Genomic DNA, 26048 nt, shown 5'->3' with positions numbered 1-26048 from the left:
CCGTCGAAGACCTACAGCAACGACGGCATCTCCACCGCCGCCACCGACCTCGCCGCCCGCTCCAGCGCGCTGGCCAGCAGGGCCAGGTCCGTGGGGCCGTTGCCGAGTTCGCGGACGGGGCGGCGGGCCGGGGGGTCGCCCATGCGGTGCCATTCGAGGGGGACGACCGTGGGGCGGAGGGTGGCCGTGCGGGGGATGCGGCCCGTGACCCGGCCGGCCTGGAAGGGCGTGAGGCGACCGTCGGGAGTGGACAGGCGGCCCCGGCCGGGGGCGGGTTCGTCCGCGCCGGGGGACACCGGGTCGAGGGAGATACGGAGCGAGGCGGCGCGGCCCAGTTCGGTGGTCGCCGTGCGGCCGTCGTCCGCGGCGGCCGCCACCAGGTGCACACCGAGGCGGTCACCCTCGCGGGCGACGGCCTCCAGAGCCCGTACGACCGAACCGGCCGCCGGCCGTCCCGGGGAACCCAGCGCGGGGGAGAGCAGCGCGTCCAGGTCGTCGATGATGACGACGAGACGGGCCAACGGGGGGCCCGGATCCGTCCGTTCGCGGGCAGCCGCCGGGCGCAGCCGCAGGGTCGAACTGGGGGGCGCGTCGAGATCCGCGGCGCCGGAGGCGGAGGGAGAGGCCGGGCCGGGCTTCGCTCCCGGGGTGGGTTTGGGCGTGCGCTGGGCGACCATCCGGCCCGACACCTCGCCGCGCGTGTGCCACTCCGCGAAGCCGAGCCGGCCCAGAAGCTCGGCCCGCCGCTTCAGCTCGGCGCTGAGCGACTGGGCGAACTCCCGCATCCGTACGGGGTCGTTGGCGGTGAGGTGGGTGGTGACATGGGGCAGGTCCGTACAGACCCGCAGCCCCTCCGCTCCTTGGCCCGCGCCGTGGCCCCCGGTGCTGTCCCGACCGTCCATCAGCACGATCCCGAGCCGGTCGGGGCGCTCCGCGGCGGCCAGGGACGCGGCGATCGCGCGGAGCAGCTCCGTACGACCGCTGCCGGGCGGGCCCTCGATCAGCAGGTGCGGGCCCTCGGCGGGGAGGTCCACCGCGACCGGGCCGCGCGGCCCGGCGCCGAGGACGGCCCGGCCGCGGCCGCCGAGCGCTTCCGTGTCGTCCGCCGCGTCCGCCCAACGGGCCATGAGCGACGCAGGGGTGGCCCGGGCCAGCCCCAACTCGTCCAGCAGGCGGGCCGCTTGAGGGAGCGGCGCGGACACGCGCGCGTGGCGGTCGGCATGCGCCCCGTCCGTACGGAGGGGGGCGAGGGCGCGGGCGAAACGCTCCGCCCAGGCCAGTGACACCGCGTCCACCGCGGCGACCGTGCCGTGCCCCACGGGTCCCTCGGATCCCACCCGCATCAGCCGCAACGCCGTCGCCACGTCCCCGCTGAGCAGCGCGACCGCTCCGCACTCCCGGAACGCCGGTGACGCTTCGCAGGCCGCCTCGTACGTCTCCGTCACCGGGGACGCGGGCGACGCGGACACGGTCTCGGCCAGACACACCACATGTATGCCTGCCCGCGCGCCCTCGTGCGTCAGCCGCAGCACCGCCTCCCGTACGTCGGCGCCTCCGGGGTCCCCGTCCACGACGAGCACGGTGAACGGCCCCTCGAAGTCCCGGTCCCCGCCCGTCGGGTCCTCGTCGCGGGCCCAGGACGGGCGCCGTGCGCCGCCCCGCGCGTCCACGGGGACGCGATCGGCCTTGTCGTACGCACCCCGGGCGCCGCCCGTTTCCGTCAGCTGGTCCTCCAGGCGGCGCAGGAGCTCGTCCGTGCGGGCCGTCGCCTGTTCACGGTCGTAGGCGAGGAGGAGACGGCAGTCCTGGCCGTGGGTGGGGCGCAGATGCGGGAGCCAGCCGAGCCAGGACCACTCGGCGGTGCGCTCCTCCACCGTGCGGGAGCGGTCCGCGCTGATCAGGACGATGTCGAGGGCATCGGGGGAGTGCAGCGCGGCGAGCTGGGCGACCACCGAGCGGGCCAGCCCGGCCAGCCGCGCCCGCGGCCCCGCCAGGCCCAGTGAGCCGATCTCCCGCAGGCCCGCGGTCACCGGCACCGCCGGTACCAGCCCCGAACCGTCGGGCGCCGCCCGGTCCGCCGTCCCCAGCCGCACCGTCAGCGTCTCCGGGTGGCCCGGGCCGCGCTCCCACAGCCGCGGTCCCGGACCCAGCGCGGTGAGCAGCAGCGTCGCGGGATCGGGCCAGCTCTCCGGGGCCTGCGGGGGCAGGGAGGCCGTCAGGAACTCCGCCGCCCCGTCATCCCCGTCCGTGTCGTACGGATCCCCCGGTCCGGTGCCCGGCAGCTCGTCCCGGCCGCCGGCCAGCCGACGCGCCCACGCGCCGAACCCGCCCCGCTTGCGCACACCGGGCGGTACGTCGGTGCCCCGCGTGGGGGTGCCTTTGCGGGTGCCCGGCTCGGGGCCGGCCGCGGCTCGGGGCGCGGCTTCGCCCGCCGACGTGCCGGAGCCGGACGGCCGCGCGGGCCCGCCCTCGATCCGGGGCGCACGGCTCTCGATCCGGGGCGCCCGGCCCTGCTCGGGCACGACCGGGCCGTGCTCCTGCGCTCCGGGGACGCCACCCGCGGCCCCCCACTCCGCCGATCCGAAGCCGTGATGTGTGTCACCGACGGGCGGCACGGGCAGCGCGCCGGCACCGGAGCCGCCCCCCACGCGCGCGTGGGGCACGACAGGAGCGGAAGGACCGGCGGGGGCCGCGGGAGCGGTGGAGGACGACGAGGGGCCGGGGCCGGTGGGCGGCTTCGGGCGGGCGGCCGTACCGGTCGGGGTGGTGACCCTGACGTGGCCCTCCCCGTCGGGCGTCGTGCCCACCGGATCCGCGCCACCGGGCGGAGCCAGTCGCAGGGCGGACTCGCCGACGCGCAGGAGCGCGCCCTGCCCGAAGCGGACCGGGCGGGTGCCGACGTGGGTGCCGTCCAGCGTCGTGCCGTTCGTGGAGCCCAGGTCGGCGACCGAGACGCGGCCCTCGGGAGTGACCGTGACCGCGCAGTGCAGGCGGGAGACGTCGGGGTCGTCCAGCGGGACGTCCGCGTCGGCGGAGCGGCCGATGTCGATCCGGCCGCCGTGCAGCAGATGGACGCCGCCCGCGTCGGGGCCCGCGACGACATGGAGCCGGGCCGCGACCCCGTCCACGTCGGGACCGGGTTCGGCGGGGGAGCCCAGGGACAGCACGGCGCCGTCCGTCAGGGGCGGCTCGCCCAGCGTGCAGCGCTGGCCGTCGAGGCGCTCGGCGCCCGCGTACAGCACGACGGGACCTCCGCCGAGCTCGCGACCGCGGTCGTGCTGGCCCGCGCCCTCACCGCCGACCGCCGAGGCCAGACCTGTCGCCACCGCTGCCAACGCCGTCCCGGCGGGAGCGGTGACCAGCACATCGCAGGCCGCGGCCCGCCCCCGCGGCTCCGAGGGAGAGCCCAGCGGGTCTACGACGGTCAGCCGGATCTGCATCGCCGCCAGCGGTCCCTTCCGCGCAGGCACCCGCGAGGAGGGCGAGGCAGTGCCGCGGTCCCCCCACCGCAGATTCCCCCACCGCACACGGGCACGTCGGCCAGTACTGAAGGCATCCTCGCACCTGTCACTGACAACACGCCCGCCACCCACCGGCAAGTGATCTTGATTGGTCGGCTCTGCCCGTAAAAGTGCCTGACCAGTGCCCGACCGGTGCCCGCTTGAGATCGGTCACGTCGCCCCCGCGGGCGCCGTTCGGCAACCAACAGCCGCATGCGAGCGTCTTTCCATCGAACATGTACGGGACCGCGTACGTAAGCGCTTATGCGAAACACAGGCGCTTATGGGAAGCAGTGGAAGGCACAGGAAGACGACAGTCCGGTGCCAGGTGTCTCGGCACTACAGTGGGGCGGAAACCGCCGCAGCACGTTGACGACGGCGGACGGACCAGGCAAGCAAGCAACAGGGAGCGCATGACGTGCGGCCGGTAGGGAGCAAGTACCTCCTTGAGGAGCCGCTTGGGCGCGGCGCCACAGGCACCGTCTGGCGAGCCCGCCAGAGGGAGACCGCGGGCGCCGAGGCGGCCGTCGCCGGCCAGCCCGGCGAGACCGTGGCGATCAAGGTCCTCAAGGAAGAGCTCGCCAACGACGCGGACATCGTGATGCGGTTCCTCCGGGAGCGCTCCGTCCTGCTGCGCCTGACCCACCCGAACATCGTGCGGGTACGGGACCTCGTCGTCGAGGGCGACCTGCTCGCCCTGGTCATGGACCTGGTCGACGGCCCCGACCTCCACCGCTACCTGCGCGAGAACGGCCCGTTCTCGCCCGTCGCCGCCGCCCTGCTCACCGCCCAGGTCGCCGACGCGCTCGCCGCCAGCCACGCCGACGGCGTCGTGCACCGCGACCTGAAGCCCGCGAACGTCCTGCTCAAGCAGGACGGCGGCCAGATGCACCCGATGCTCACCGACTTCGGCATCGCCCGGCTCGCCGACTCCCCGGGCCTCACCCGGACCCACGAGTTCGTCGGCACGCCCGCGTATGTCGCGCCGGAGTCCGCCGAGGGGCGCCCGCAGACGTCCGCCGTCGACATCTACGGCGCGGGCATCCTGATGTACGAGCTGGTCACCGGGCGTCCCCCGTTCGCCGGCGAGTCCGCCCTCGAAGTGCTGCACCAGCACCTGAGCGCCGAGCCGCGCCGCCCCTCCACGGTCCCGGACCCCCTGTGGACCGTCATAGAGCGCTGCCTGCGCAAGAACCCGGACGAGCGGCCCAGCGCCGAGAACCTCGCCCGCGGGCTGCGCACCGTCGCCCAGGGCATCGGTGTACACGCCAACTCCGCACAGATCGCCGCCGCGGAGGGCGTGGGCGCGCTGCTCGCCCCCGACCCGGCGCCGGCCGCGGTGCCGGGCGTACCCGGTGCGGCCGACCCCACGCAGGTGCTGCCGCACGGCGCCCCGGGGGCCTACGACCCGAACGGCGCGACCAGCGTCCTGCCGCACACCGGCGCCCCCGGCATGCCCGGTGCCGCCGACCCCACCGCCGTACTGCCGCACCGCGGCGCGGCCGACCCGACCGCCGTCATGCCGCCGGTGCCCCAGCACCAGCCGGGCGGACAGCAGGGACAGCCGGGGCAGGGCGAGGACCCGCACCCCTGGCAGAACCAGCTGCGCGCGGCCCGGGACCGCAACGAGCAGACCCAGGTCCAGTACCTCGACCCCGACCAGGACCCGCTGCGCCGCCGTCCCCAGCGACAGGTCGCGCGACCCCAGCAACAGCAGCGCCCGCCGCAGGGCCAGCAGCCGCCGCCCGGATACGGGTATCCGCAGCAGCAACAGCCGCAGCAGTACGCGCAGCAACAGCCACAGCAGTACGCGCCCCAGCAGCAACAGCCGCAGCGCCGCCAGCGGCAGCAGCAGCCGCAGGGGTACGCCCCCGCGCCCCAGCAGCAGCCTCAGCGGTACGCGCCCCCGCCGCAGCAGCCCGAGGCGCCGGCGCCCCGGCAGTCGCGCGAGCCGCGGCAGCGCAGCGCCAACCCGATGAAGATCCCGGGACTCGGCTGCCTCAAGGGCTGCCTGTTCACGATCGTCATCCTGTTCGTCGCCGGCTGGCTGGTCTGGGAGTTCAGCCCGCTCCAGCATTGGATCGGGACGACCAAGGGGTACTGGGGTGTGCTGAAGGACGGGTTCAACACCGCCACCAAGTGGATCGGGGATCTCGGCGGTTCCGGTAATTAGCTCCCGCCGATTCCCTTTTGATTCCCGGTGAATCCCTCGCGACTCTGGGGATTTGTCGACATCTGACGGGTGATTTCCGTCTCCGGAGTGAAGGTTGGCTCTTCGGACGCGTACTTTTAGCGGCAACACGCGTCAGTAGGAGCAGTCTTGGCACGGAAGATCGGCAGCCGGTACACCGCCCACCAGATTCTGGGGCGGGGCAGCGCCGGCACGGTGTGGCTCGGCGAGGGACCTGAGGGGCCCGTCGCCATCAAGCTGCTGCGCGAGGACCTCGCGTCCGACCAGGAGCTGGTGGGCCGCTTCGTACAGGAGCGCACGGCTCTGCTCGGGCTCGATCACCCGCACGTCGTGGCGGTACGGGACCTCGTCGTCGACGGCAATGACCTCGCACTCGTCATGGACCTCGTACGGGGCACGGATCTGCGCACCCGGCTCGACCGGGAACGGCGGCTGGCGCCCGAGGCCGCGGTCGCGATCGTGGCCGACGTCGCGGACGGGCTGGCGGCGGCGCACGCGGCCGGGGTCGTGCACCGGGACGTGAAGCCGGAGAACGTGCTGCTGGACATGCAGGGTCCGCTGGGCCCGGGGGGCTCGCACCCCGCGCTGCTCACGGACTTCGGTGTGGCCAAACTCATCGACTCGCCGCGGCGGACCCGGGCCACGAAGATCATCGGGACGCCGGACTATCTCGCCCCCGAGATCATCGAGGGGCTGCCGCCGCGGGCCGCCGTCGACATCTACGCCTTGGCGACGGTGCTGTACGAGCTCCTCGCCGGGTTCACGCCCTTCGGGGGCGGGCATCCCGGTGCGGTACTGCGGCGGCACGTGACGGAGACCGTCGTACCCCTCCCCGGTATCCCCGAGGAGCTGTGGCAGCTGCTCGTGCAGTGCCTGGCCAAGGCGCCGGCGTCGCGGTTGCGGGCGTCCGAGCTGGGGGCGCGGCTGCGGGAGCAGCTGCCCTTGCTGGCGGGCATGCCGCCGCTGGACGTCGACGAACCGGACGGGGAGTCGGCGGAGGACGCCCCCGAGGCGGGCGAGACGGCGGAGCCGACGGCGCCGGCCTCGCGCGCGCGGCGGGGGGCGGTGCCGTTGGTGCCGGGGGCTGCGCCGGACTCCAACCGGGACACGCATACGTCGATGCGGGTGCCGGGGCCGGACGAGCTGGCGGGTGGGGCGCGCGGGACGGCTCGGGTGCCGCGGGCGGCGGGGGCGCCTCGGCCGGGGTCGGCTCGGCACCGGGCGTCGGCGCGGCGACGTCGGATCACGTTGGGGGTGGCGGGGGTCGTTCTTGTCGCCGCGGTGGGGGTCGGTACGTGGCTGGCCACGTCGGGTGACGACGCGGGCGCGACACCGCACGACACGAAGAACTCGGCCCCGGCGTCTCCCTAGCCCCCACTCCGACCCGGGGCTCCGCCCCCGACCCCGGGTTGTTTCGTCTGGCTGCGGGTGGGTGGGGGCTGGTCGCGCAGTTCCCCGCGCCCCTGGGGGCGGGGGCTTCGCCCCGAGCCCCGGGCCGGGAGCCCCCGGGGAGGGCTTGCGTCGCCCCCGTCGGGCGAGGGGCAAGCCTCGCTTGCGGCAGCCGTTACGCTGGAGGCGTGGCAGTCGTCGATGTATCCGAAGAGCTCAAGTCCCTCTCCTCGACCATGGAGTCGATCGAGGCCGTCCTGGACCTCGACAAGCTGAGGGCAGATGTCGCCGTGCTCGAGGAGCAGGCGGCCGCGCCGTCCCTGTGGGACGACCCGGACGAGGCGCAGAAGATCACCAGCAAGCTGAGCCACCTCCAGGCGGAGGTCAGGAAGGCCGAGGCGCTGCGCGGGCGTATCGACGATCTGAGCGTGCTCTTCGAGATGGCCGAGGAGGAGGACGACCCGGACACCCGTGCCGAGGCCGAGTCCGAGCTCGTCGCCGTCAAGAAGGCCCTGGACGAGATGGAAGTCCGGACGCTGCTCTCCGGGGAGTACGACTCCCGTGAGGCCGTCGTCACCATCCGTGCCGAGGCCGGCGGCGTCGACGCCTCCGACTTCGCCGAGAAGCTCCAGCGCATGTACCTGCGCTGGGCCGAGCGCCACGGATACAAGACCGAGCTCTACGAGACCTCGTACGCGGAAGAGGCGGGCATCAAGTCCACCACCTTCGCCGTCCACGTCCCGTACGCGTACGGAACGCTGTCCGTGGAGCAGGGCACCCACCGCCTCGTGCGCATCTCGCCGTTCGACAACCAGGGGCGCCGCCAGACGTCCTTCGCGGGTGTCGAGATCCTGCCCGTCGTCGAGCAGACCGATCACATCGAGATCGACGAGTCCGAGCTGCGCGTCGACGTGTACCGGTCGTCCGGCCCGGGCGGCCAGGGCGTCAACACCACCGACTCCGCAGTGCGCCTCACCCACCTCCCCACCGGCATCGTCGTCTCCTGCCAGAACGAGCGGTCGCAGATCCAGAACAAGGCGAGCGCCATGAACGTGCTCCAGGCCAAGCTGCTCGAGCGGCGCCGCCAGGAGGAGCAGGCCAAGATGAACGCCCTCAAGGGCGACGGCGGCAACTCCTGGGGAAACCAGATGCGTTCGTACGTCCTGCACCCCTACCAGATGGTCAAGGATCTGCGGACCGAGTTCGAAGTCGGTAACCCCGAGGCCGTTTTCGGCGGGGAGATCGACGGATTCATCGAGGCCGGAATTCGCTGGCGCAAGCAGCAGGAGAAGTAGTTCGAGGTATCAACATCACCTCGATGCCTCTTTGTCGACAAGGCAACTGCCGCCCATCGGGCGGCAGTTGCCTTTTGTGTGGGGGAATTCTGGGTTTTACGTCACAGTCACATGTCCGCACGGCAGGCAAATGTCATTGATCCGGACATCGCGTACGCAACGACCTTGACGTTGCTGTGAAAACTGGGAATGGTGGCGCGTGGCATGCGTATCTCTGGGGCGCATGTGAACCGGGGGGCTGAGAGCCACCTGTGACGCCGTGGCCCCGGGCGCTGCTCCATTGACGATCAGCTACTGGGGGTAGCAAACAAATGACCAAGAAGACGCGGATCCGCGTGGCACGCATAGCAGCCGGTGTGGTGATCGCCGCCGGTGCTTCGCTGACTGCCGCGGGTGCCGCCTCGGCTCTCGACATCAACGTCGGTGTCACGGTCGACGGAGACCCGAGCGCCACCCCGACCGTCACGGGCATTCCGACCGACCCGCCCACCACCCCGACCGACCCGACGACGGACCCGGGCACGCCGACGGACCCGGGTACGCCCACCATCCCGAGCACGCCGACCGGCCCGGCCACGCCGACCACCACGCCGCCGACGGACGAGCCCACCGACCCCACCGAGAACCCCACCGAGCCCACCGACCCGACGGACAGCCCGACGGACGGTTCCGGCACCGGCACCGGTGGCAATGACAGCAACCCCGACGGCGGCTCCAAGCCCGTCGAGCAGGGCAAGGGTTCCTCCGGCCTGACCGACACCGGCGCGAACACCTCGTCCGACACCTCCGCCCAGGGCAAGAAGGGGCAGCTGGCCGAGACGGGTGCCGCCGAGACCACGTTCCTGCTGGTCGGTGCCGCCACGATGATCGCGGGCGGTATCGGCTTCCGTCTGCTGCCGCGCCTCGCGAACGGCCGCGGCGCCGCTGCCTGACGCAGCTGATCGCAGCACAAGAGGGGCCCGGAGCAGCTTGCTCCGGGCCCCTCTCGCGTCAGACACATCAAGGATGCTTCAAAAGGTGACCGCCTCAGATGGTGACCGCCATAGCGATCGCCTCAGAGGGTGACTGTGGTCACACCGCCGCTCTCACGAGACTCATACCGTCTGGTGCGCCAGCAGTGCCATCGCCGCGATCAGCACGGCGAGCAGCGCGATCAGCGCCATCGGGTTCAGCCCCGCGAAGGGGCTCTCCTGCTGCAACCGCTCCCGGTTCGCGCGGCAGACCGGGCAGCGGCCCTCGCTGACGGGCGCCGCGCAGTTCGCGCACACCAATCGGTCGTACGTCATGCGCTTGCCCTCCTTGCGCCGTCCTCCGCCGTCTACATAACGCTGCGGGGAACGCAACCGTTCCCCTTCCACTGTGCCAGGTTCCGCGGGAAACGGCGCGGCTCGCCTTATCCTGCCCTGTGCTCCGCGGGTTAGGCGGGGAAACGGGCGCTTCCGGAGGGGCGGCCGGCGTCGGGATCGCGGCCGCCGACCGGTGGGGGCCGGGCGCGCAGCTCCTCGCGCCCCTACGGGGTGCCCGTACAAAGGCCCGTACAAAAGGGCCGCGCAAAAGACCTGCACAAAAACGCACAAGCACCGCACAACCCCCGCGCAACCCTGACCGGCGACTGCGCTCGTGCACCCGGTTCGCGTATGGTCACGCTCACCTACCCCCGGCGACCCGTGGTGCATCCGTGATCCGATTCGACAGTGTCTCCAAGGTCTACCCCAAGCAGACCCGCCCCGCTCTCAGGGATGTCACCCTGGAGGTCGAGCGTGGTGAGTTCGTGTTCCTCGTGGGATCCTCCGGCTCCGGAAAGTCCACCTTCCTGCGGCTGATCCTCCGCGAGGAGCGGACCAGCCAAGGCCAGGTGCACGTTCTGGGCAAGGACCTCGCGCGCCTCTCCAACTGGAAGGTGCCGCAGATGCGCCGCCAGCTGGGAACCGTTTTCCAGGACTTCCGCCTGCTGCCGAACAAGACGGTCTCCGAGAACGTAGCCTTCGCGCAGGAGGTCATCGGCAAGTCCCGCGGCGAGATCCGCAAGTCCGTGCCCCAGGTGCTCGACCTCGTCGGGCTCGGCGGCAAGGAGGACCGGATGCCCGGGGAGCTGTCCGGTGGTGAGCAGCAGCGTGTGGCCATCGCGAGAGCCTTCGTGAACCGGCCCAAGCTCCTCATCGCGGACGAGCCGACCGGCAACCTCGACCCGCAGACCTCCGTCGGCATCATGAAGCTGCTCGACCGCATCAACCGGACGGGCACCACCGTGCTGATGGCGACGCACGACCAGAACATCGTGGACCAGATGCGCAAGCGCGTCATCGAGCTGGAGCAGGGCCGCCTCGTCCGCGACCAGGCGCGCGGCGTCTACGGCTACCAGCACTGACGACGGTCCACGGAAAGGCTTAGCAGACGCCATGCGCGCCCAGTTCGTTCTGTCGGAGATCGGTGTCGGTCTCCGTCGCAATCTGACCATGACCTTCGCGGTCGTCGTCTCGGTCGCCCTCTCCCTCGCCCTGTTCGGCGGTTCGCTGCTGATGAGCGACCAGGTGAGCACCATGAAGGGCTACTGGTACGACAAGGTCAACGTCTCGATCTTCCTCTGCAACAAGAGTGACGCGGAGTCCGACCCCCACTGCGCCAAGGGGGCCGTGACCACCGAGCAGAAGGACCAGATCCTCAGCGACCTCAAGAAGATGACCGTGGTCGAGAAGGTCGCGTACGAGTCGGCGGACCAGGCGTACAAGCACTACAAGGAGCAGTTCGGCGACTCCCCGCTGGCCAGCTCCCTCACGCCGGACCAGATGCAGGAGTCGTACCGCATCAAGCTGAAGGACCCGCAGAAGTACCAGGTCATCGCGACCGCCTTCGACGGCCGTGACGGCGTGCAGTCCGTGCAGGACCAGAAGGGCATCCTGGACAACCTCTTCGGGCTGCTCAACGGCATGAACTGGGCCGCGCGCGCGGTCATGGCGATGATGCTCGTCGTCGCCCTGATGCTGATCGTCAACACGGTGCGCGTCTCGGCGTTCAGCCGGCGCAGGGAAACCGGCATCATGCGGCTCGTGGGCGCCTCCGGGTTCTACATCCAGGCGCCGTTCATCATGGAGGCCGCGGTCGCCGGACTGATCGGCGGAGGTGTCGCCTGCGGATTCCTCTTGGTCGCGCGGTACTTCATCATCGATCACGGCCTCGCGCTGTCCCAGAAGCTGAATCTGATCAACTTCATCGGCTGGGACGCCGTGTTTACCAAGCTGCCGCTCATCCTCGCGACGAGTCTGCTGATGCCCGCGCTTGCGGCGTTCTTCGCGTTGCGCAAGTACCTGAAGGTGTGACGCATGCCAAGGGGGCCGTACTGCCAACCGGCGGTACGGCCCTTTGCGTTGTCCTAGACTCACCGCCATGTCAGGCCGAGACCTGTTCTGCCAGCCCCGCCGCGCAGGCCGCGGGGCCGCCCTGACATTGCTTTTCGCGAGTGTCCTCGTCGCGGGGGCCGCGACCGGGTCCTTCGGTGATCCCGACCGGAAAACCGCGCCTCCTTCGGCGCGTTCGACCTCGGCGGCCCACCGCGAGACGGTCACCGACGCCGCCGCCGAGGCGATGGCCGACGGCAAGTCCCCCATGGAGGCCGCGGAGCGGGCCGTCAGCCGCAGCGGGGACCGCTGGGGCGCCGTCTACTCCCAGGGCGAGTACGAGGAGTTCGAGGAGGCCCTCGACGGCCAGTACACGGGCGTGGGGCTGTGGGCCCGGCGCGGGCGTGACGGCCGTATCGAGGTGACCCGGGTGCAGAGCGGCTCGCCCGCTGCCGCCGCCGGGATCCGTACGGGCGACCGGCTGCGCAGCGTCGACGGCGAGAAGGTGGACGGCCGGCCGGTCACCGAGGTCGTCTCGTTACTGCGCGGGGACGCGGACGACGCCGCCGCCGGTACGAAGGTCTCCCTCGGCCTGGAGCGCGGCACGCGCGCGTGGAGCCGGACGCTGCGCCGGGCGAGGCTGTCCACGGACTCCCTGACCGTCCACAGGCTTCCCGGCGGCGTCACCGTGATCAAGGTCGCCGCCTTCACCAAGGGCGTCGGCGACGCCGTACGGAACGCCGTCGAGCAGGCCCCCGAGCACGCCGGGATCGTCCTCGACCTGCGCGGCAACTCCGGCGGACTGGTCACCGAGGCCGTCACCGCCGCCTCCGCCTTCCTCGACGGCGGCCTCGTCGCCACCTACGACGTCAACGGCGCGCAGCGCTCCCTGCACGCCGACCCCGGCGGCGACACCACCAGACCCCTGGTCGCGCTCGTCGACGGCGGCACGATGAGCGCGGCCGAACTGCTCACCGGAGCCCTCCAGGATCGCGGCCGTGCGGTCGTCGTGGGCTCCAGGACCTTCGGCAAGGGCTCGATCCAGATGCCGAGCCGGCTGCCCGACGGCTCCGTCGCCGAGCTGACCGTCGGCCACTACCGCACCCCCGCCGGGCACGCCGTCGACGGGCGGGGCATCACCCCCGACCTGGAGGTGGACGCGGAGGCCCTGGAGCGGGCGGAGACCGTACTGAGCGGTCTCGGCGACCCTTCGTAGTCGCCGCGCTCGGTGCTCTTGTAATCGGCTTTCCCCCGGACCCCCCTGTAGTGCGAAAATGGCAGCACTATGAGTAAGGGAATGTACGTACCGAAGGAGTCCCAGCCCAAGCAGGGCGGAGGGGCCGCGAAGGCCAAGGACGGCAAGCGCAAGATCGTCGCGCAGAACAAGAAGGCACGGCACGACTACGCGATCATCGACACCTACGAGGCCGGGCTCGTGCTCACCGGCACCGAGGTGAAGTCGCTGCGCCAGGGACGCGCCTCGCTGACCGACGGCTTCGTCCAGATCGACGGGAACGAGGCGTGGCTGCACAACGCCCACATTCCCGAGTACAGCCAGGGCACCTGGACCAACCACACGGTGCGTCGCAAGCGCAAGCTGCTCCTGCACCGCGAGGAGATCGACAAGCTGGCGTCGAAGTCGGAGGAGACGGGTCACACGATCGTGCCCCTCGCCCTGTACTTCAAGGACGGCCGGGCCAAGGCCGAGATCGCGCTCGCCCGCGGCAAGAAGGAGTACGACAAGCGGCAGACCCTGCGCGAGAAGCAGGACCGCCGGGAGTCGGACCGCGCGATCGCGGCGGCGAAGCGGAAGCAGCGGGGCGAGTAGCCACGGGGAATACGGTGGCATCGACGTGCGTTGGTCACGTACGATGGGATCTGCACCTCACAGCGGGTGCGCAACCCTCCTCGGAGGGGCTTGAAAAAACAACATGGGGATGATCGGTTTCGACAGCGGCTGTCGAAGCAGGGGAAGCGTGTCGAGGAAGCGACAATGATCTCGTTAACCATATGTCGCAACCAATAATCGCCAATTCCAAGAGCGATTCCCAGTCCTTCGCCCTCGCTGCCTAATAAGCAGTGAGTGAAGGACCCTTAATGGGTGTCAGCCCGGGGGTGTTCCCGACCCGGACCCTGGCATAATCTAGGGAACTAAACCATCGAGCCCGGTCACGGGGTTCGATGGGAAATCAAACAGTGACTGGGCCCGTCGGCGACTTGTTCGCGTGATCACCGGGGCCGAGAAAATCGCAGCGAACTGCACACGGAGAAGCCCTGATTCTGCACCGGTGGACGCGGGTTCGATTCCCGCCATCTCCACGATCAGGAGGTCCTCCCGGACCTCCACATCCCATGTGGGCAAAGGCCCCGTCGCTTTCGAGCGGTGGGGCCTTTGTCATGCCCGGCGACCGACGCGCCGACCCTGCCGGGCCCCGGTTCTGCGCCACCACCAGCCCGCGGTTCGCGCTCGCGGACGTGACCGTGGCACATAAGGAGGTGACACCCGGTGGAGCGCTTCACCGCATTCGATTTCGGTGCCTCGTGGGTGATGAGTCCTTTCTCTGAACGGAGTGCATCGTCACATGGTTGGCCGTCCATCGTGATCGACAACGAACGCCGGCACCTGCTCGTCCGCGCCAGGGGCGAGCCGTCTCCGTTGTACGAGCCGGAGGGTCCCGAGACTTACGAGGACCCGGGCGCCTTCACCCGTAACACCCCGCTGAACGATGACGGGCTGCTCCTCCCGGCGGACTTGGCGGATGCGCTGCGTTCCTGGTCGTCGTCCCGCCCGGCGGACGGTTTCCCGTCCCGTCGGCACAGGCGGAGGCACGTCGAACGGGGCCTGGAGGTCGCCCAGGCGGTGGCGAGACACCTGGGCTCCGCATGGGTGGTGCGGTACTGGGACGAGAGGCAGGCCAGGGCGAAGTTCGTGTGCTGGGGATGCGGACGCCTGGACTGGGCCCTCGACGAGCACGGCGAGCCCCCGCACCCGCTCCACATCGTGGTCGAAGGCGAGTTCAAGTGGTATCCGCTCCGCGCGGAGGGATTCGGAGACTTCGCGCCGGACGGTCCCGTGGGCGGTCTTCATCTGTCCGAGGAACTGGTGGCCGATCTGTACACGTGGGCGAAGAGCATCGACACCACGGTGAACCTGGACCTGCGGGACCGGGAGGACGGCAAGTACGACGACGAGTGGGAGCGGCTGTTCCACGAAGGGACGGAGCTGGCCAGACGTGTCGCGCGCGAGCTCGGCCCTGCCCGGAAGGTGACCTACAAAGGTCTGGCGAACGGTGGTCCGGCCGCCATGACGTCGGTCACCTGGCAGGGGGACCGGGAGGTGTGAAAGTCCGTTGGACGCGACCGGTGAAGTGCGTTTCGTGTGTGCCGTGAGAGGCCTGAAAGGGTGGAGGGGACGACTGTGACGGGACGGCAAGAGCCGTACTACGTGGACTACGACGCAGACTTCGGGCTCAGTGGGCTGACCGAGGCGTTCACCCTCTCACCCGCTCCGCAGAACACCGGCGCGGCACTGGGGCTCGTGACGGCGAAACTCGACGCGTACGACCGTGAGTGTCCTGTGGGCAGCGTCGACCATCTCAGCGCGGATGAGCGGAGCATCCTCGGCTATGACACCAGCCACGACGAGTGGGGGTACGCCGAGGAGCTGCGCGAGGACGTGCGCGGGCTCGTCGAGTCCCCGCTGGCGGACGAGGCGATCCGGGCCGTATGGCGAGCGGCCGCCGGGGACGCGTGGGATCCCGCGGCGCACGGCATGAGCGCCCGTGACTGGCTGCGGCGCATCGACGAGACCTGCGCCGCACGCCCGCCCCGGAAAGTCCCCGGGCGGCGCCCAGCACCTTCCTCGTGGTGGGGCGCCTGGCGGCCGGCGGCCGACGAGGTGCGTGACGACGTCGTCGCGGAGATACGGTCCTGTCGCGAGCAGTCGGCAGGCCCCCTCCCTTCCCCCGGCCCCCTCCCTTCCCCCGACACCCTGTCGGCCCTCGAAGAGGTGGCCGCCCGCGTGCATCCCGATCTCGGCTTCCGGCTCTTCCTCCGCGCGCTGAAGGTGCACTCCGTGCGGATCGAAAAGGCGCGCTACGACCGGTTCCAAGCGCTCGGTGAGAGGTTCGGCCACGCCGCTCCGCTCATCGACTTCGGTCTCGACGTCGCGTGGCCGCCCATCGACACCGCCCGCCGCGATGCCACCTGGGACTTCGGGCTCTCCCACCTCGCCGGGCAGGCACATCAGGACTGGTGTGCAAACCGGGAGGAGCTCCGGAAGGCAGCCGAGGGCGACGGCATCGGGCAGACCCCGGGCTCCGGGGCGGCCGTCCTCCTGGAGGACGCGCTCCGGCTGCTGCGGTCCGCACTGCCCGACGCCGCGGTCACCGCCCTGTGGGCCGGCGCCTCGGACAGGCCAGGGAGTACCGACGGCCGGGACTGGCTTCGGCTGATCGCGGACGTGTGCCGGGAGCGGCTGAGGGAGGCCGCCCCCGCGTACACACCCGTTGTGGCGCCCGCCCGCACCGAACTCGCCGACACGGTGCTGCGGGAAGTCCGGGAGACAGCACCCGCGGTGGTGGACAAGGTCATCAGCCCCCACTGGCATCCCGTTCCCGCTACGGACGTCATGGACGCGCTGGAACACGTGGTCACCCGGATCGATCCCGATCTCGGGTTCCGGTTGTTCCTCCGCGTCCTGAACGCGCTGTCCGTGCGACTCACGCAGGAGCAGTACGACCGGTACGAGGCGATCGGCGAGCGCTTCGGGTACGGCGAGTATCACGTCTCCGACGTGGATCACCTGATCGAGGCCGGCTGACCCGCCTCAGCGCAGGGTGAACGTGGACAGCCGCACACCCCCGCTCAGCACCAGGTACACGCCCGTACGCCCCTTCGCCGCGCCGGAGAGGGCGGTGGTCACCGTCGTGTAGTCGTACGGGGATGCCGTGCCGTCCGTACGAGCGGTGCCGACGAGCGGGCCGGTCGGCGAGCCCAGCCGGACCTCGACCGTGCCGGACGAACCGGCGACGCGTGCGCTGAACTCGGACGCGCCAGAACCCAGTTGGGCATCCGCGAACCTCAGCCAGGCCCCGTCGGCCGTCGCGCCCACCGCCGTCCCGCGCGCCTTCGACTCGTCGACCAGACGGACGGAGGCGGGCGAGTAGTCGTCGAAGTTCTCGGCGCGCGTCATCTTCGTGAGGTCCCGGGGCGGGATCGTCTCGCCCCGCACCGTCCATGACGTCCGGGAGCGGATGTCCGAGGACGAGGCGCCGACCAGGACGTCGTACGTGCCGCTCTCCACCACCCACTTCGAGCGGGTGACGTCCCAGTGCGCGAGGTCCTTCGCATGGACCTTCAGCCGGACGGTCTTCGTCTCGCCCGGCTTCAAGGACACCCTCGCGTACGCCTTCAGCTGCTTCAGGGGCTGCTTGTCCCTCGATGCCCGCTGGTGGGTGTAGAGCTGTACGACCTCGTCGCCCGCCCGCTCGCCCGTGTTCGTGACCGCCACCTCGTAGCCGCCCAAGACGTGCTTCAGCGCCCCGTAGCGGAACGTCGTGTACGACAGGCCGTAGCCGAACGGGTAGAGCGGCTGCCCCTGGAAGTACTGGTACGTGCGGTCGGACTTGATGATGTCGTAGTCGAGGATCGAGGGGAGGTCCGGCATCGACCGGTACCAGGTCTGGGTGAGGCGGCCCGCCGGGTTCGTGTCGCCGTAGAGGACGTCGGCGAGCGCGTTGCCCGTCTCCTGGCCCGCGTGGGTGGTCCACAGGAGGGCCGGGACCTCCTTCTGGAGGGCGCCGAGAGTGGTCGGGTAGCTGTTCTCCACGATCACGACCGTCTTCGGGTTGGCCGCGCGCACCGCCCTGACCAGGGACTCCTGTGACGGGGCCAGGCCCATGTCGGTACGGTCGTGGTTCTCCCGGCCGTTGATCGACGGCATCGAGCCGACCACGACGACCGCCGTGTCCTTGCCCTTCACCGCGGCGACCGCCTCGTCCACACCGCTGCGGACGACGTCCTTGGAGTAGTGGGCGGCCCCCGACTTCTCGACCAGGCCCAGGGTGCCGTCGGGGCCCGTCGGGCCGAGGTAGACCGGGTTCGACCACCAGGACTCGGTGGTCTCGTATCCGGCGTACCGGAGCAGGTACGTGCCGTCGTCCTGCTGCTCCAGCTTGAACTGCTGCTGGACGTACCAACCGTTCGGCTGGACCTGGTCGTTGACGAAGTTCGACCAGTTGTATCCGACGTACTTGCCGTTGGCGGCCGAGCGCAGGGTCACGATGCCGGAGCCCCAGTCGAACGCGTCGAACTGGGCCGCCACCCCTGTCTCGGTGCTCTCCTTCAGGGCTCCACCGGCCTGAGACGCCCCCGCCGTCACGTACTTCCCCGTCGCCGTGTCCTTCAGCGCGATGCGGTCGACGCCCTCGCTGCTCCCCACCGGGGTACCCAGCTTCGTGGCGATGCCGTCGGCGGGCGTGACCGCGTACGGCAGTGTGCCCGAGTACCAGTCCGTATAGAGGGTGTCGGCGAGCGGTCCGACCACGGCCACGTTCTTCGCCGAGGTCTTCAGGGGCAGTACGCCGTTGTTCTTGAGCAGGACCGCGCTCTCCGCCGCCGCCTTGCGGGCCAGCTTCTGGTGGGCCGGGCTGTTGATCACGGACTGGTCGATCGAGCCGTATGTGCCGCCGTTCGGGTCGAACTCGCCGAGCCGGACGCGGACGGCGAGGATGTGGGAGACGGCCGTGTCGACGTCCGACTCCTTCAACAGGCCGGAGGTCAGGGCCGACGTGACGGCCGTGGTCGTCGGGGTCGAGTCGCCGTTGTTGTCCGTGAAGCTGTCGATGCCCGCCTTGAGCGCCGCCGCGTCGCCCTCGGCGAGGGTGTCGTAGTAGTTCTGGGTGCTGGGGAGCAGGTTGCCCGGGGCGAAGGCGTCGGTGACGTTCAGGAGATCTCGGGAGGTCCACGTCCGCACGACGTCGTCCAGGTCCGGGTTCACCGTGTCGGGGCGGCCGTTGACCAGGTTGTACGACGCCATCACGCCCGTCGTCGCGTCCGCCTCGACGGCCGGTTTGAAGGCCGCCTCGTCATACTCGTGCTGGACGCGTGGGCGCAGGTCGGAGGACGTGGTCGCGCGGTTCACCTCGTTGTTGTTGGCGAGGTAGTGCTTGAGGGTGGGAGCCGTCTTGAGGTGGTCGGGGTCGCCGCCGGTCAGGCCCTCGCCGTACGCCGTGGAGATCGAACCGGTGAGGTACGGGTCCTCGGAGTAGCCCTCCTCGTTGCGTCCCCAGCGCGGGTCGCGCAGCAGGTTGACCACGGGCGCCCACAGATTGAGGCCCCATCCGTCGGGGCGTTCCCGCTGGAAGCCGCGCGCCTCGTCGCCGACCGCCGAGCCGACCTGCTGGATCAGTGCCGGGTCCCAGGTGGAGGCGAGGCCGATCGCCTGGGGGAAGACGGTCGCCCTGCCGAGCCAGGCGACGCCGTGCAGGGCCTCGGTGCCGGTGCGGAAGGACTGGATGCCGAGGCGGGGGATCGCGGGTTCGTACTGGTGGAGGAGGGAGACCTTCTCGTCGAGGGTCAGCCTCCCGAGCAGGTCGTTCACTCGTTCGGTGACGGGGAGGCGGGGGTTGCGGAAGGCGTACGCGGGGTCGTCCGCCCCCGCCGGAACGGTGGCTGTCAGACCGGCGGTCAGCGCGAACGCCAGGACGAGGGAGGCCCGCTGTCTTCTCCCGCTTCCTCTGCTTCTCTTGCCTTTCCTCATGTCACGGCTCCTCAAGAGGTCAGCGTGCGCGGTGCGGTACTCGCGCGTTCCGTCAGCCGGGGTGCGAGGAGCGTGGCCTCGGGTACGTCGGTGCCGCCCAGCTTCTTCATCAGCAGTTCCACCGCCCGCGCGCCCACCTCGGTGGACGGGATGGCGACGGAGGTGACGGGGACACGGACGTTCTCGGCGAGCTCGTCCGGGCAGATCGCGGTGACGGAGAGGTCCACGGGAACGCGCAGACCGAGCTGCTCGAAGGCGTCGATCAGCGGTTCCAGGACCGGTTCGTTGTGCACGACGACGCCGGTGAGCGCCGGCTGCTCGCGCAGGAGCTGTTCGGCGATCCGGCGGGCGGCGGCGGGCGAGGCCTCGCAGGGATGGACGCAGGACGCGAGTCCGTTCCGGTCGGCTGCGGCGGTGAAGCCCTCCACCACGCGCTGGGCGAACGCCGTCCCCCGTACGTACACCTCCGGCGGCGACCCGACCAGCGCCACGACCCGGTGCCCGAGCCCCGCCAGCCGCTCGACGCACAGCTCGCCCGCCGCCTTGAAGTCCAGGTCGATGCAGGTCAGCCCGGCGGGCCCGGCAGGGAACCCGATGAGGACGGAGGGGCGGTCCAGGGCGCGCAGCAGCGGCAGCCTGGGGTCGTGGAGCTGGACGTCCATCACGATCAGGGCGTCCACGAGCGCGGTGTCCGCGACCCGCCGCAGCCCCTCCTCGCCCTCCTCCTGCGTCAGCAGCAGGACGTCGTGGTCGTGTTGCCGCGCCGCCGTCACCACCGACACCGCGAACTGCATCACCACCGGCACGTGGATGCCCGCCCGCAGCGGCACCACCAGCGCCAGGACGTTGGACCGGCTGCTGGCCAGCGCCCGAGCCCCCGCGTGGGGGCGGTAGCCGAGCTCGCGGATGCTGGCCTCGATGCGCTGCCGGGTCTCCTCGGAGATGGGGCGCTTGCCGCTGAGGGCGTAGGAGACGGTACTGGGGGAGACCCCGGCGTGCCGCGCCACATCGGTGATCTTCACCATCACTCGGACTCCAGCTCCAGCTCCAGCTCCAGTTCGGGTTCCAGGTCCAGGGACAGGAATCCCGTCCCCGCCTTCGCCCGTACCTCGCGTCCGCCCGCCGTCAGCCCCCAGGGCGCCGCCGGATCACTCGACGAGGCGCGCAGGGTGTTGCCCTCACGGACGACGGTGAAGGTCACCCCGCCCACCGGCACCGTGACCTGGGCGCCCCGCTCCAGGCCGTACGCGCGCAGGGTGACCCCGTCGGCGTAGACGTAGTCGGGCCGGTCGTCCACCGCGCCCACCGGGATCACCGCGCCCGGCCGCACCAGCAGCGGCACGCTCAGGAAGCCGTGCCGCTCGCGCACCCAGCGCGGACCGGTCACCGTCCGCCCCGTGAGGAAGTGGGTCCAGGTGCCGTCCGGAACGTAGTAGGAGACGTCTCCCTCGTCACTGAAGACGGGCGCGACCAGCAGGTCGGGGCCGAGCATGTACTGCCGTTCCAGATGAGCGCACCCCGGATCGTCGGGGAATTCGAGGACCATCGCCCGCATCATCGGTACGCCCTCCGCGTGGGCGGCGCGCGCGGCCTCGTACAGATAGGGCATGAGGCGGAGCTTCAGCCGGGTGAACAGCCGCAGCACGTCCACGGCCTCCTCGTCGAACAGCCACGGCACCCGGTACGAGGACGAGCCGTGCAGCCGGCTGTGGGAGGAGAGGAGGCCGAAGGCGATCCACCGTTTGAAGAGGGCGGGTGTCGGCGTTCCCTCGAAGCCGCCGATGTCGTGGCTCCAGAACCCGAACCCCGACATCCCAAGGCTCAGCCCACCCCGCAGCGACTCGGCCATCGACTCGTACGTCGCCTCGCAGTCGCCGCCCCAGTGCACCGGGAACTGCTGGCTGCCGGCCGTCGCCGAGCGCGCGAAGACGACGGCCTCCGCCTCGCCCCGGTGCTTGCGCAGCACCTCGAAGACGGTGCGGTTGTAGAGGTAGGTGTAGTAGTTGTGCATGCGTTCCGGGTCGGCGCCGTCGGCGTACGCCACGTCGACGGGGACCCGCTCGCCGAAGTCGGTCTTGAAGCAGTCGACGCCCTGGGCGAGCAGCGCCTCCAGTTTCGAGGCGTACCAGTCGCGGGCGGCCGGGCTGGTGAAGTCGACCAGTGCCATGCCCGGCTGCCACAGGTCCCACTGCCACACACTGCCGTCGGGCTTCCTGAGCAGATGACCCAGGGCCTTGCCCTCCGCGAAGAGCGGGGAGCGCTGCGCGATGTACGGGTTGATCCAGACGCAGATGTGCAGGCCCTTGTCCTTCAGCCGGGTCAGCATGCCTTCCGGGTCGGGGAACACGCGCGGGTCCCACTGGAAGTCGCACCAGTTGAACTCGCGCATCCAGAAGCAGTCGAAGTGGAAGACGGAGAGGGGGAGTTCGCGCTCCCGCATGCCGTCGATGAAGGAGGTGACGGTGGCCTCGTCGTAGGAGGTGGTGAAGGACGTCGACAGCCACAGGCCGAAGGACCAGGCGGGCGGGAGGGCCGGGCGGCCGGTGAGCTGCGTGTACGTGCGCAGGATGTCCTTCGGGGTCGGCCCGTAGATCACGTAGTACGTCAACTGCTGTGTCTCGGCGCTGAACTGGACCCGTGAGACCGCTTCCGAGGCGACCTCGAAGGAGACCCGGCCCGGATGGTCGACGAAGACTCCGTAGCCCGCGTCCGTCAGATAGAACGGCACGTTCTTGTAGGCCTGCTCGGTGGCGGTGCCGCCGTCGGCGTTCCACATGTCCACGACCTGGCCGTTCTTGACGAGCGGGCCGAAGCGCTCGCCGAGGCCGTAGACCTGGGTGCCGACCCCGAGGTTCAACTGCTCGCGCAGATAGTGGGCGCCGGTCGCGTCCCGCATGATGCCCATGCCCTTGGGGCCGCTGGTGGTGAGGACGCGGCCGTGGGCGAGGAAGTCGACGTGCCAGGGGGTGGTACGGGCGACCCGGACGGACAGGGCGCCCGCGGTGAGGGTCGCGTGCTCGTCGTCGTGCTCCACGGTGGGGGTGCCGTGCTCTTCCGGGGGACATCCCCCGGACCCCGGGACGCCCCTGTGCAGCTCGAAGCGGGGGCCGCGCGGTTCCTCGCCCTGGAAGTGTGTGAACGTGACGCCGATGACGTCCGGCATCGGCGCGTGCGCGCTGATCGTCACGACCGGTCCCTTCAGCAGGTCGCCGCGGTGGCGGATGGGCTGGGTCGGCGCGTGGATGTCGAGGGTTCCCTGTGCTGCGCTGACGTCGAGGACCTCGACCGGGTGGGCCGCGGTGACGCCTTCGCGCAGCAGCCAGTAGCCGTCGGTGAACTTCACGCCCACACCCCTTACTTGACCGCGCCCACGGCGATGCCGCGGGTCAGAGTCCGCTGGAAGACGAGGAAGAAGACGATCGCGGGGAGCACGCCCAGGAGGGCCGCCGCGTTGGTCATGGTCGCGTCCATCAGACGCTGGCCCTGGAGGACGCCGAGCGCCACCGACACCGTCTGGTTGTCGTTGGAGATCAGCATGACCAGCGGCAGCAGGAACTCGTTCCAGGTCCAGATGAAGAAGAAGACCAGGAGGACGCCGATGGTGGGGCGGCTGACCGGCACCACGATCCGCCACAGCACCTGCCACTTGTTCGCCCCGTCGATCCGGGCGGCCTCGATGATCTCGCGCGGGAACCGCCCGAGGACGGAGGACAGGAGATACGTGCCGAAGGCCGCCTGGACGACGGTGAACACGATGATCACGCTGAGCCGGGTGTCGTAGAGGCCCGCCTGCTTGCTCAGGTAGTAGATCGGGTAGACCAGCGCCTCCTGCGGCAGCATGTTCGCCAGCACGAAGAAGGCGAGGACCCAGGTGCGGCCCTTGATGCGGCCGATGCCGATCGCGTACGCGTTCAGGACGGACAGCACGGCGGCGCCGATCGCCACCGAGCCGGAGATCAGGATCGAGTTGACCAGCTTCTGGCCGTAGTCGACGCGCTGCCAGAAGTCCTTGAGGCCGTCGAGGTAGAGGCCGTGGGGAAGGCTGAGGGGCCCGTTCGAGGAGTACTCGGCCGGGGACTTGACCGCGTTGATCGCGACGATGCCGAACGGCAGCACCATGAACAGGGCCGCGATGATCAGGGCCACGAGGACGGGATAGCGGCGTACGGCGGTCATGCGCGGAGTCCTTCCTCGGCGTCCTCGGCGCGGGTCTGGAGCTTCAGACCGATCAGGGCGAGTACGAGGATGATCACGGTCAGCACGGTGGAGATCGCGGCGCCGTAGCCGACCTGGGTCTTCTCGAAGAAGGTGGTGAAGGAGAAGTAGGACGGCACGTCGGTCGCGCCGCCGGGACCGCCCTTGGTGAGGACGTACACCGCGCCGAACACCTTGAGCGCGGCGATCGTGCACCAGAGGAGGACGACGTAGATCTCCGGGCGGATCTGCGGCAGCGTGATGTGCCAGAAGCGGCGCCACCAGCCCGCGCCGTCCAGCTCCGCCGCCTCGTACAGCTGCGGGTCGACGCGTTGCAGCCCCGCCATGAAGACGACCAGCGGGAAGCCGATCTGCACCCACACCATCACGCCCATGACGCTGTAGAGGGCGAAGTCGGGATCGCCGAGCCAGTCCCGCTGGAGCGAGCCGAGGCCCACCGCCTTCAGGAGTGCGTTCAGGGAGCCGTTGTCGGGGGCGAGGATCCAGCTCCAGACGATGCCGGCGACGGCGATGGGCAGGACCTGGGGGAGGTAGAAACAGGCGCGCAGGACGGCGGCGATCTTCGTACCGAAGTGCTTGCCGACGAAGTCGAAGAGGGCGGCGGCCAGCACGAGCCCGAGGACCGTCGGTACGGCGGCCATGGCGACGACCATGAACAGGCTGTGCCGGAACGACGCCCAGAACTCGGAGTCGTGCGTCAGCTCGCGGTAGTTGGCGAGCCCCGACCACTTCGGCGAGCCGACGCCCTGCCAGTCGGTGAAGCTCACGCCGGTGTTCATCAGGAACGGGACGACGATCACCGCGAGGAAGGCGAGGACGCCGGGGAGAAGGAAGAGGGCGTAGGAGGTGTGGGGGCGGCGCGGGCGCGTCGTACGGCCGTGGTGCCGTTGGCGCCCCCGCACCACCCGGCTGCCCCGTTCGACGGTGACCGTCATGTCTTCGGCGCGCCCTTGTCGTACGCCGTCTGGAGCGCGCTCAGATAGGCGTCCGGTTTCTCGCTCCCCGTGATCAGCTTCTGGGTCTCGGAGACGAGGACGTCGTAGAAGCCGGCGACCGGCCAGTCCGGGTAGAAGGCCAGACCGTCCTTGCCGGAGAGCGTGTTGAAGTCGGCGATCAGGGTCTTCGCCTTCGGGTCGGTGATGGCGGCGGTGTCGGCGCCCACCGGGACCCCGCCCTTGTTGCCCAGCAGGTTCTGGATCTTCCGCGACATGGTGATGTCGATGAAGTCGTAGGCGAGGTCCTTGTTCTTGGCGCCCTTGGGGACGACCCAGAGGTTGCCGCCGGAGCCGAGGGTGAGGTTGCTGCCCGGCCAGAGGAAGGTGCCCCAGGCGAACTTGTTCTCCGTCTGGAACCGCCCGTACCACCAGCTGCCGCTGAACAGGATCGGGCTCTTGCCCTGGATGAAGGAGACGCCCGCGTCCTCGGCCTTGAGCGAGGTGGACGTCTTGCTGATGTAGCCCTTCTTCACCCAGTCGGCGAAGGTCGTGGCGGCGTACGTCCAGGCGGCGTCGTGGAAGTCCGTCCTGCCCTTGTAGAGCTCGTACTTGTCGACCCACGAGCGGTCGGCCTTGGAGAGGGCGAGCTGGTACAGGTACTGCTGGGCGATGTACTCGGCGCCCGCATTCGCCAGCGGGGTGATGCCCTTCGACACGAACGTGTCCATGGCGGCGGTGAGTTCGTCGAGGGTGGTGGGCTCCGCGATGCCGTACTTCTTGAAGAGGTCCTTGTTGTAGAAGACCATCGTGTACTCGGCGTAGTTGGGCACGCCGTACCACTTGCCGGAGCCCATGACCCCGTTGGTGTCGTACTGGCTGGTGGTGCGCACACCCGCGCTGAGCTTCTTGTCCCAGCCGCGCTTGGCCGCCTCGGCGGTCAGATCGGTGAGAAGCCCCTGCTTGGAGAGCAGTCCGGCCGTCGCGTTGCCCTTGTTGTACTCCATGATGTCGGGCGCGTCGTTCGAGTTGAGGACCATCGGGGCCGTCTTCTGGATCTGCTCGAAGCCCTTCTCCTCGAACTTCACCTTGACGCCGGGATGCTTCGCCTCGAACTCCATGACGGCCTCGTTCCAGGCCACGCCCATCGCGCTGTCCGGCGCTTCGTAGTGCCACAGCTTCAGCGTCTTGCCGTCCGAGGAACCGCTGTCCGAACTGCCACAGGACGCCAGCAGCAGGGAGCCCGCCAGGGCCGCCGCCGTCGCCACCGCACGCCTTCGTGTCGTCAACATCCATTGCCTCCGGGGGAGTTGGATGGGTTTCGGGACCGTCACGCAGCGTTCGTCGAATCGTTTCGATGCGTGACGTCGAAGCGCTTCGACGGGGGAAGGTATGTGGGGGTCCCGGGCGCGTCAATGGGGTGCGCGGG

18 protein-coding genes and 1 other RNA gene are annotated in these 26048 nt (G+C 70.4%); 11 read left to right on the top strand and 8 right to left on the bottom strand.

Annotated elements, in window-relative coordinates:
* Positions 1 to 11 precede the first annotated feature (11 nt).
* Complete coding sequence (locus ACFZDJ_RS07395; protein ID WP_391056907.1) at positions 12 to 3440, bottom strand: FHA domain-containing protein; 3429 nt, start codon at positions 3438 to 3440, stop codon at positions 12 to 14.
* Positions 3441 to 3918: 478 nt separating this feature from the next.
* Between ACFZDJ_RS07395 and ACFZDJ_RS07390 the strand changes: the two genes are divergently transcribed.
* From ACFZDJ_RS07390 to ACFZDJ_RS07375, 4 genes are all read left to right on the top strand, one after another.
* Positions 3919 to 5673: a protein kinase gene (locus ACFZDJ_RS07390; protein WP_390926773.1), complete on the top strand. Its 1755-nt coding sequence runs from the start codon at positions 3919 to 3921 to the stop codon at positions 5671 to 5673.
* A gap of 147 nt (positions 5674 to 5820) precedes the next feature.
* Positions 5821 to 7062, top strand: a complete 1242-nt coding sequence (locus ACFZDJ_RS07385) for a serine/threonine-protein kinase (protein ID WP_384910838.1) — start codon at positions 5821 to 5823, stop codon at positions 7060 to 7062.
* Between the two features lie 206 nt (positions 7063 to 7268).
* Positions 7269 to 8375 (top strand): peptide chain release factor 2, encoded by a 1107-nt coding sequence (gene prfB / locus ACFZDJ_RS07380; RefSeq protein ID WP_054229629.1) that lies wholly within the window; start codon positions 7269 to 7271, stop codon positions 8373 to 8375.
* A 311-nt stretch (positions 8376 to 8686) separates the two neighbouring features.
* Complete coding sequence (locus tag ACFZDJ_RS07375; protein WP_391056719.1) at positions 8687 to 9307, top strand: LPXTG cell wall anchor domain-containing protein; 621 nt, start codon at positions 8687 to 8689, stop codon at positions 9305 to 9307.
* 162 nt (positions 9308 to 9469) lie between these two features.
* On the opposite strand, the gene ACFZDJ_RS07370 is transcribed toward ACFZDJ_RS07375, so the two are convergent.
* Complete coding sequence (locus tag ACFZDJ_RS07370) at positions 9470 to 9661, bottom strand: hypothetical protein (RefSeq protein ID WP_121415978.1); 192 nt, start codon at positions 9659 to 9661, stop codon at positions 9470 to 9472.
* Positions 9662 to 10053: 392 nt separating this feature from the next.
* Between ACFZDJ_RS07370 and ftsE the strand changes: the two genes are divergently transcribed.
* From ftsE to ACFZDJ_RS07335, 7 genes are all read left to right on the top strand, one after another.
* Positions 10054 to 10743: a cell division ATP-binding protein FtsE gene (ftsE, locus tag ACFZDJ_RS07365; RefSeq protein ID WP_067379910.1), complete on the top strand. Its 690-nt coding sequence runs from the start codon at positions 10054 to 10056 to the stop codon at positions 10741 to 10743.
* Between the two features lie 31 nt (positions 10744 to 10774).
* Positions 10775 to 11692: a permease-like cell division protein FtsX gene (ftsX, locus tag ACFZDJ_RS07360; protein ID WP_384910846.1), complete on the top strand. Its 918-nt coding sequence runs from the start codon at positions 10775 to 10777 to the stop codon at positions 11690 to 11692.
* A 67-nt stretch (positions 11693 to 11759) separates the two neighbouring features.
* Positions 11760 to 12926 (top strand): S41 family peptidase, encoded by a 1167-nt coding sequence (locus ACFZDJ_RS07355; RefSeq protein ID WP_390926777.1) that lies wholly within the window; start codon positions 11760 to 11762, stop codon positions 12924 to 12926.
* 69 nt (positions 12927 to 12995) lie between these two features.
* The gene (gene smpB / locus ACFZDJ_RS07350) at positions 12996 to 13538 is read left to right on the top strand and encodes an SsrA-binding protein SmpB (RefSeq protein ID WP_054229635.1); all 543 of its coding nucleotides are present in this window, start codon (positions 12996 to 12998) and stop codon (positions 13536 to 13538) included.
* A gap of 105 nt (positions 13539 to 13643) precedes the next feature.
* Positions 13644 to 14032: a transfer-messenger RNA gene (ssrA, locus tag ACFZDJ_RS07345) on the top strand.
* A gap of 277 nt (positions 14033 to 14309) precedes the next feature.
* Positions 14310 to 15053: a hypothetical protein gene (locus ACFZDJ_RS07340; RefSeq protein ID WP_391056716.1), complete on the top strand. Its 744-nt coding sequence runs from the start codon at positions 14310 to 14312 to the stop codon at positions 15051 to 15053.
* Between the two features lie 75 nt (positions 15054 to 15128).
* Positions 15129 to 16532, top strand: coding sequence for a hypothetical protein (locus ACFZDJ_RS07335; protein WP_391056713.1), 1404 nt, complete (start codon positions 15129 to 15131; stop codon positions 16530 to 16532).
* A gap of 6 nt (positions 16533 to 16538) precedes the next feature.
* Here ACFZDJ_RS07335 and ACFZDJ_RS07330 read toward each other — a convergent pair whose 3' ends face one another.
* Genes ACFZDJ_RS07330 through ACFZDJ_RS07305 form a run of 6 tightly spaced genes read right to left on the bottom strand, consistent with a single transcriptional unit; the run spans position 16539 to position 25911 of the window.
* Positions 16539 to 19472: a glycoside hydrolase family 3 C-terminal domain-containing protein gene (locus ACFZDJ_RS07330; RefSeq protein WP_391056710.1), complete on the bottom strand. Its 2934-nt coding sequence runs from the start codon at positions 19470 to 19472 to the stop codon at positions 16539 to 16541.
* 11 nt (positions 19473 to 19483) lie between these two features.
* The gene (locus ACFZDJ_RS07325) at positions 19484 to 20497 is read right to left on the bottom strand and encodes a LacI family DNA-binding transcriptional regulator (RefSeq protein ID WP_168508955.1); all 1014 of its coding nucleotides are present in this window, start codon (positions 20495 to 20497) and stop codon (positions 19484 to 19486) included.
* On the bottom strand, positions 20497 to 22815 hold the full coding sequence (gene yicI / locus ACFZDJ_RS07320) for an alpha-xylosidase (protein ID WP_391056709.1): 2319 nt from the start codon (positions 22813 to 22815) through the stop codon (positions 20497 to 20499). The genes ACFZDJ_RS07325 and yicI overlap by 1 nt, the downstream gene beginning before the upstream one ends.
* Before the next feature lie 11 nt (positions 22816 to 22826).
* On the bottom strand, positions 22827 to 23648 hold the full coding sequence (locus ACFZDJ_RS07315; RefSeq protein ID WP_168492121.1) for a carbohydrate ABC transporter permease: 822 nt from the start codon (positions 23646 to 23648) through the stop codon (positions 22827 to 22829).
* Entirely contained in the window at positions 23645 to 24622 is a 978-nt protein-coding gene (locus tag ACFZDJ_RS07310) for an ABC transporter permease subunit (RefSeq protein ID WP_391056706.1), read from the bottom strand. The genes ACFZDJ_RS07315 and ACFZDJ_RS07310 overlap by 4 nt, the downstream gene beginning before the upstream one ends.
* A complete protein-coding gene (locus tag ACFZDJ_RS07305; RefSeq protein WP_391056704.1) occupies positions 24619 to 25911 on the bottom strand; it encodes an extracellular solute-binding protein in 1293 nt (430 codons plus the stop codon). The genes ACFZDJ_RS07310 and ACFZDJ_RS07305 overlap by 4 nt, the downstream gene beginning before the upstream one ends.
* Between the last annotated feature and the right edge of the window lie 137 nt (positions 25912 to 26048).

Origin of the sequence: Streptomyces sp. NPDC007896 (genome assembly GCF_042959425.1) — a bacterium.
GTDB lineage: Bacteria > Actinomycetota > Actinomycetes > Streptomycetales > Streptomycetaceae > Streptomyces.
The sequence above is the reverse complement of the archived record's forward strand: the minus strand, read 5'-3'. Positions and strand labels throughout refer to the sequence as shown.

Excerpts from the sequence above, each read along its gene's own strand:
- ACFZDJ_RS07395 (WP_391056907.1), bottom strand. The coding sequence starts at position 3,440 with ATGCAGATCCGGCTGACCGTCGTAGACCCGCTGGGCTCTCCCTCGGAG.
- ACFZDJ_RS07375 (WP_391056719.1), top strand. The coding sequence starts at position 8,687 with ATGACCAAGAAGACGCGGATCCGCGTGGCACGCATAGCAGCCGGTGTG.
- ACFZDJ_RS07370 (WP_121415978.1), bottom strand. The coding sequence starts at position 9,661 with ATGACGTACGACCGATTGGTGTGCGCGAACTGCGCGGCGCCCGTCAGC.
- ftsX (WP_384910846.1), top strand. The coding sequence starts at position 10,775 with ATGCGCGCCCAGTTCGTTCTGTCGGAGATCGGTGTCGGTCTCCGTCGC.
- ACFZDJ_RS07355 (WP_390926777.1), top strand. The coding sequence starts at position 11,760 with ATGTCAGGCCGAGACCTGTTCTGCCAGCCCCGCCGCGCAGGCCGCGGG.
- smpB (WP_054229635.1), top strand. The coding sequence starts at position 12,996 with ATGAGTAAGGGAATGTACGTACCGAAGGAGTCCCAGCCCAAGCAGGGC.
- ACFZDJ_RS07330 (WP_391056710.1), bottom strand. The coding sequence starts at position 19,472 with ATGAGGAAAGGCAAGAGAAGCAGAGGAAGCGGGAGAAGACAGCGGGCC.
- ACFZDJ_RS07325 (WP_168508955.1), bottom strand. The coding sequence starts at position 20,497 with ATGGTGAAGATCACCGATGTGGCGCGGCACGCCGGGGTCTCCCCCAGT.
- ACFZDJ_RS07315 (WP_168492121.1), bottom strand. The coding sequence starts at position 23,648 with ATGACCGCCGTACGCCGCTATCCCGTCCTCGTGGCCCTGATCATCGCG.
- ACFZDJ_RS07310 (WP_391056706.1), bottom strand. The coding sequence starts at position 24,622 with ATGACGGTCACCGTCGAACGGGGCAGCCGGGTGGTGCGGGGGCGCCAA.
- ACFZDJ_RS07305 (WP_391056704.1), bottom strand. The coding sequence starts at position 25,911 with ATGTTGACGACACGAAGGCGTGCGGTGGCGACGGCGGCGGCCCTGGCG.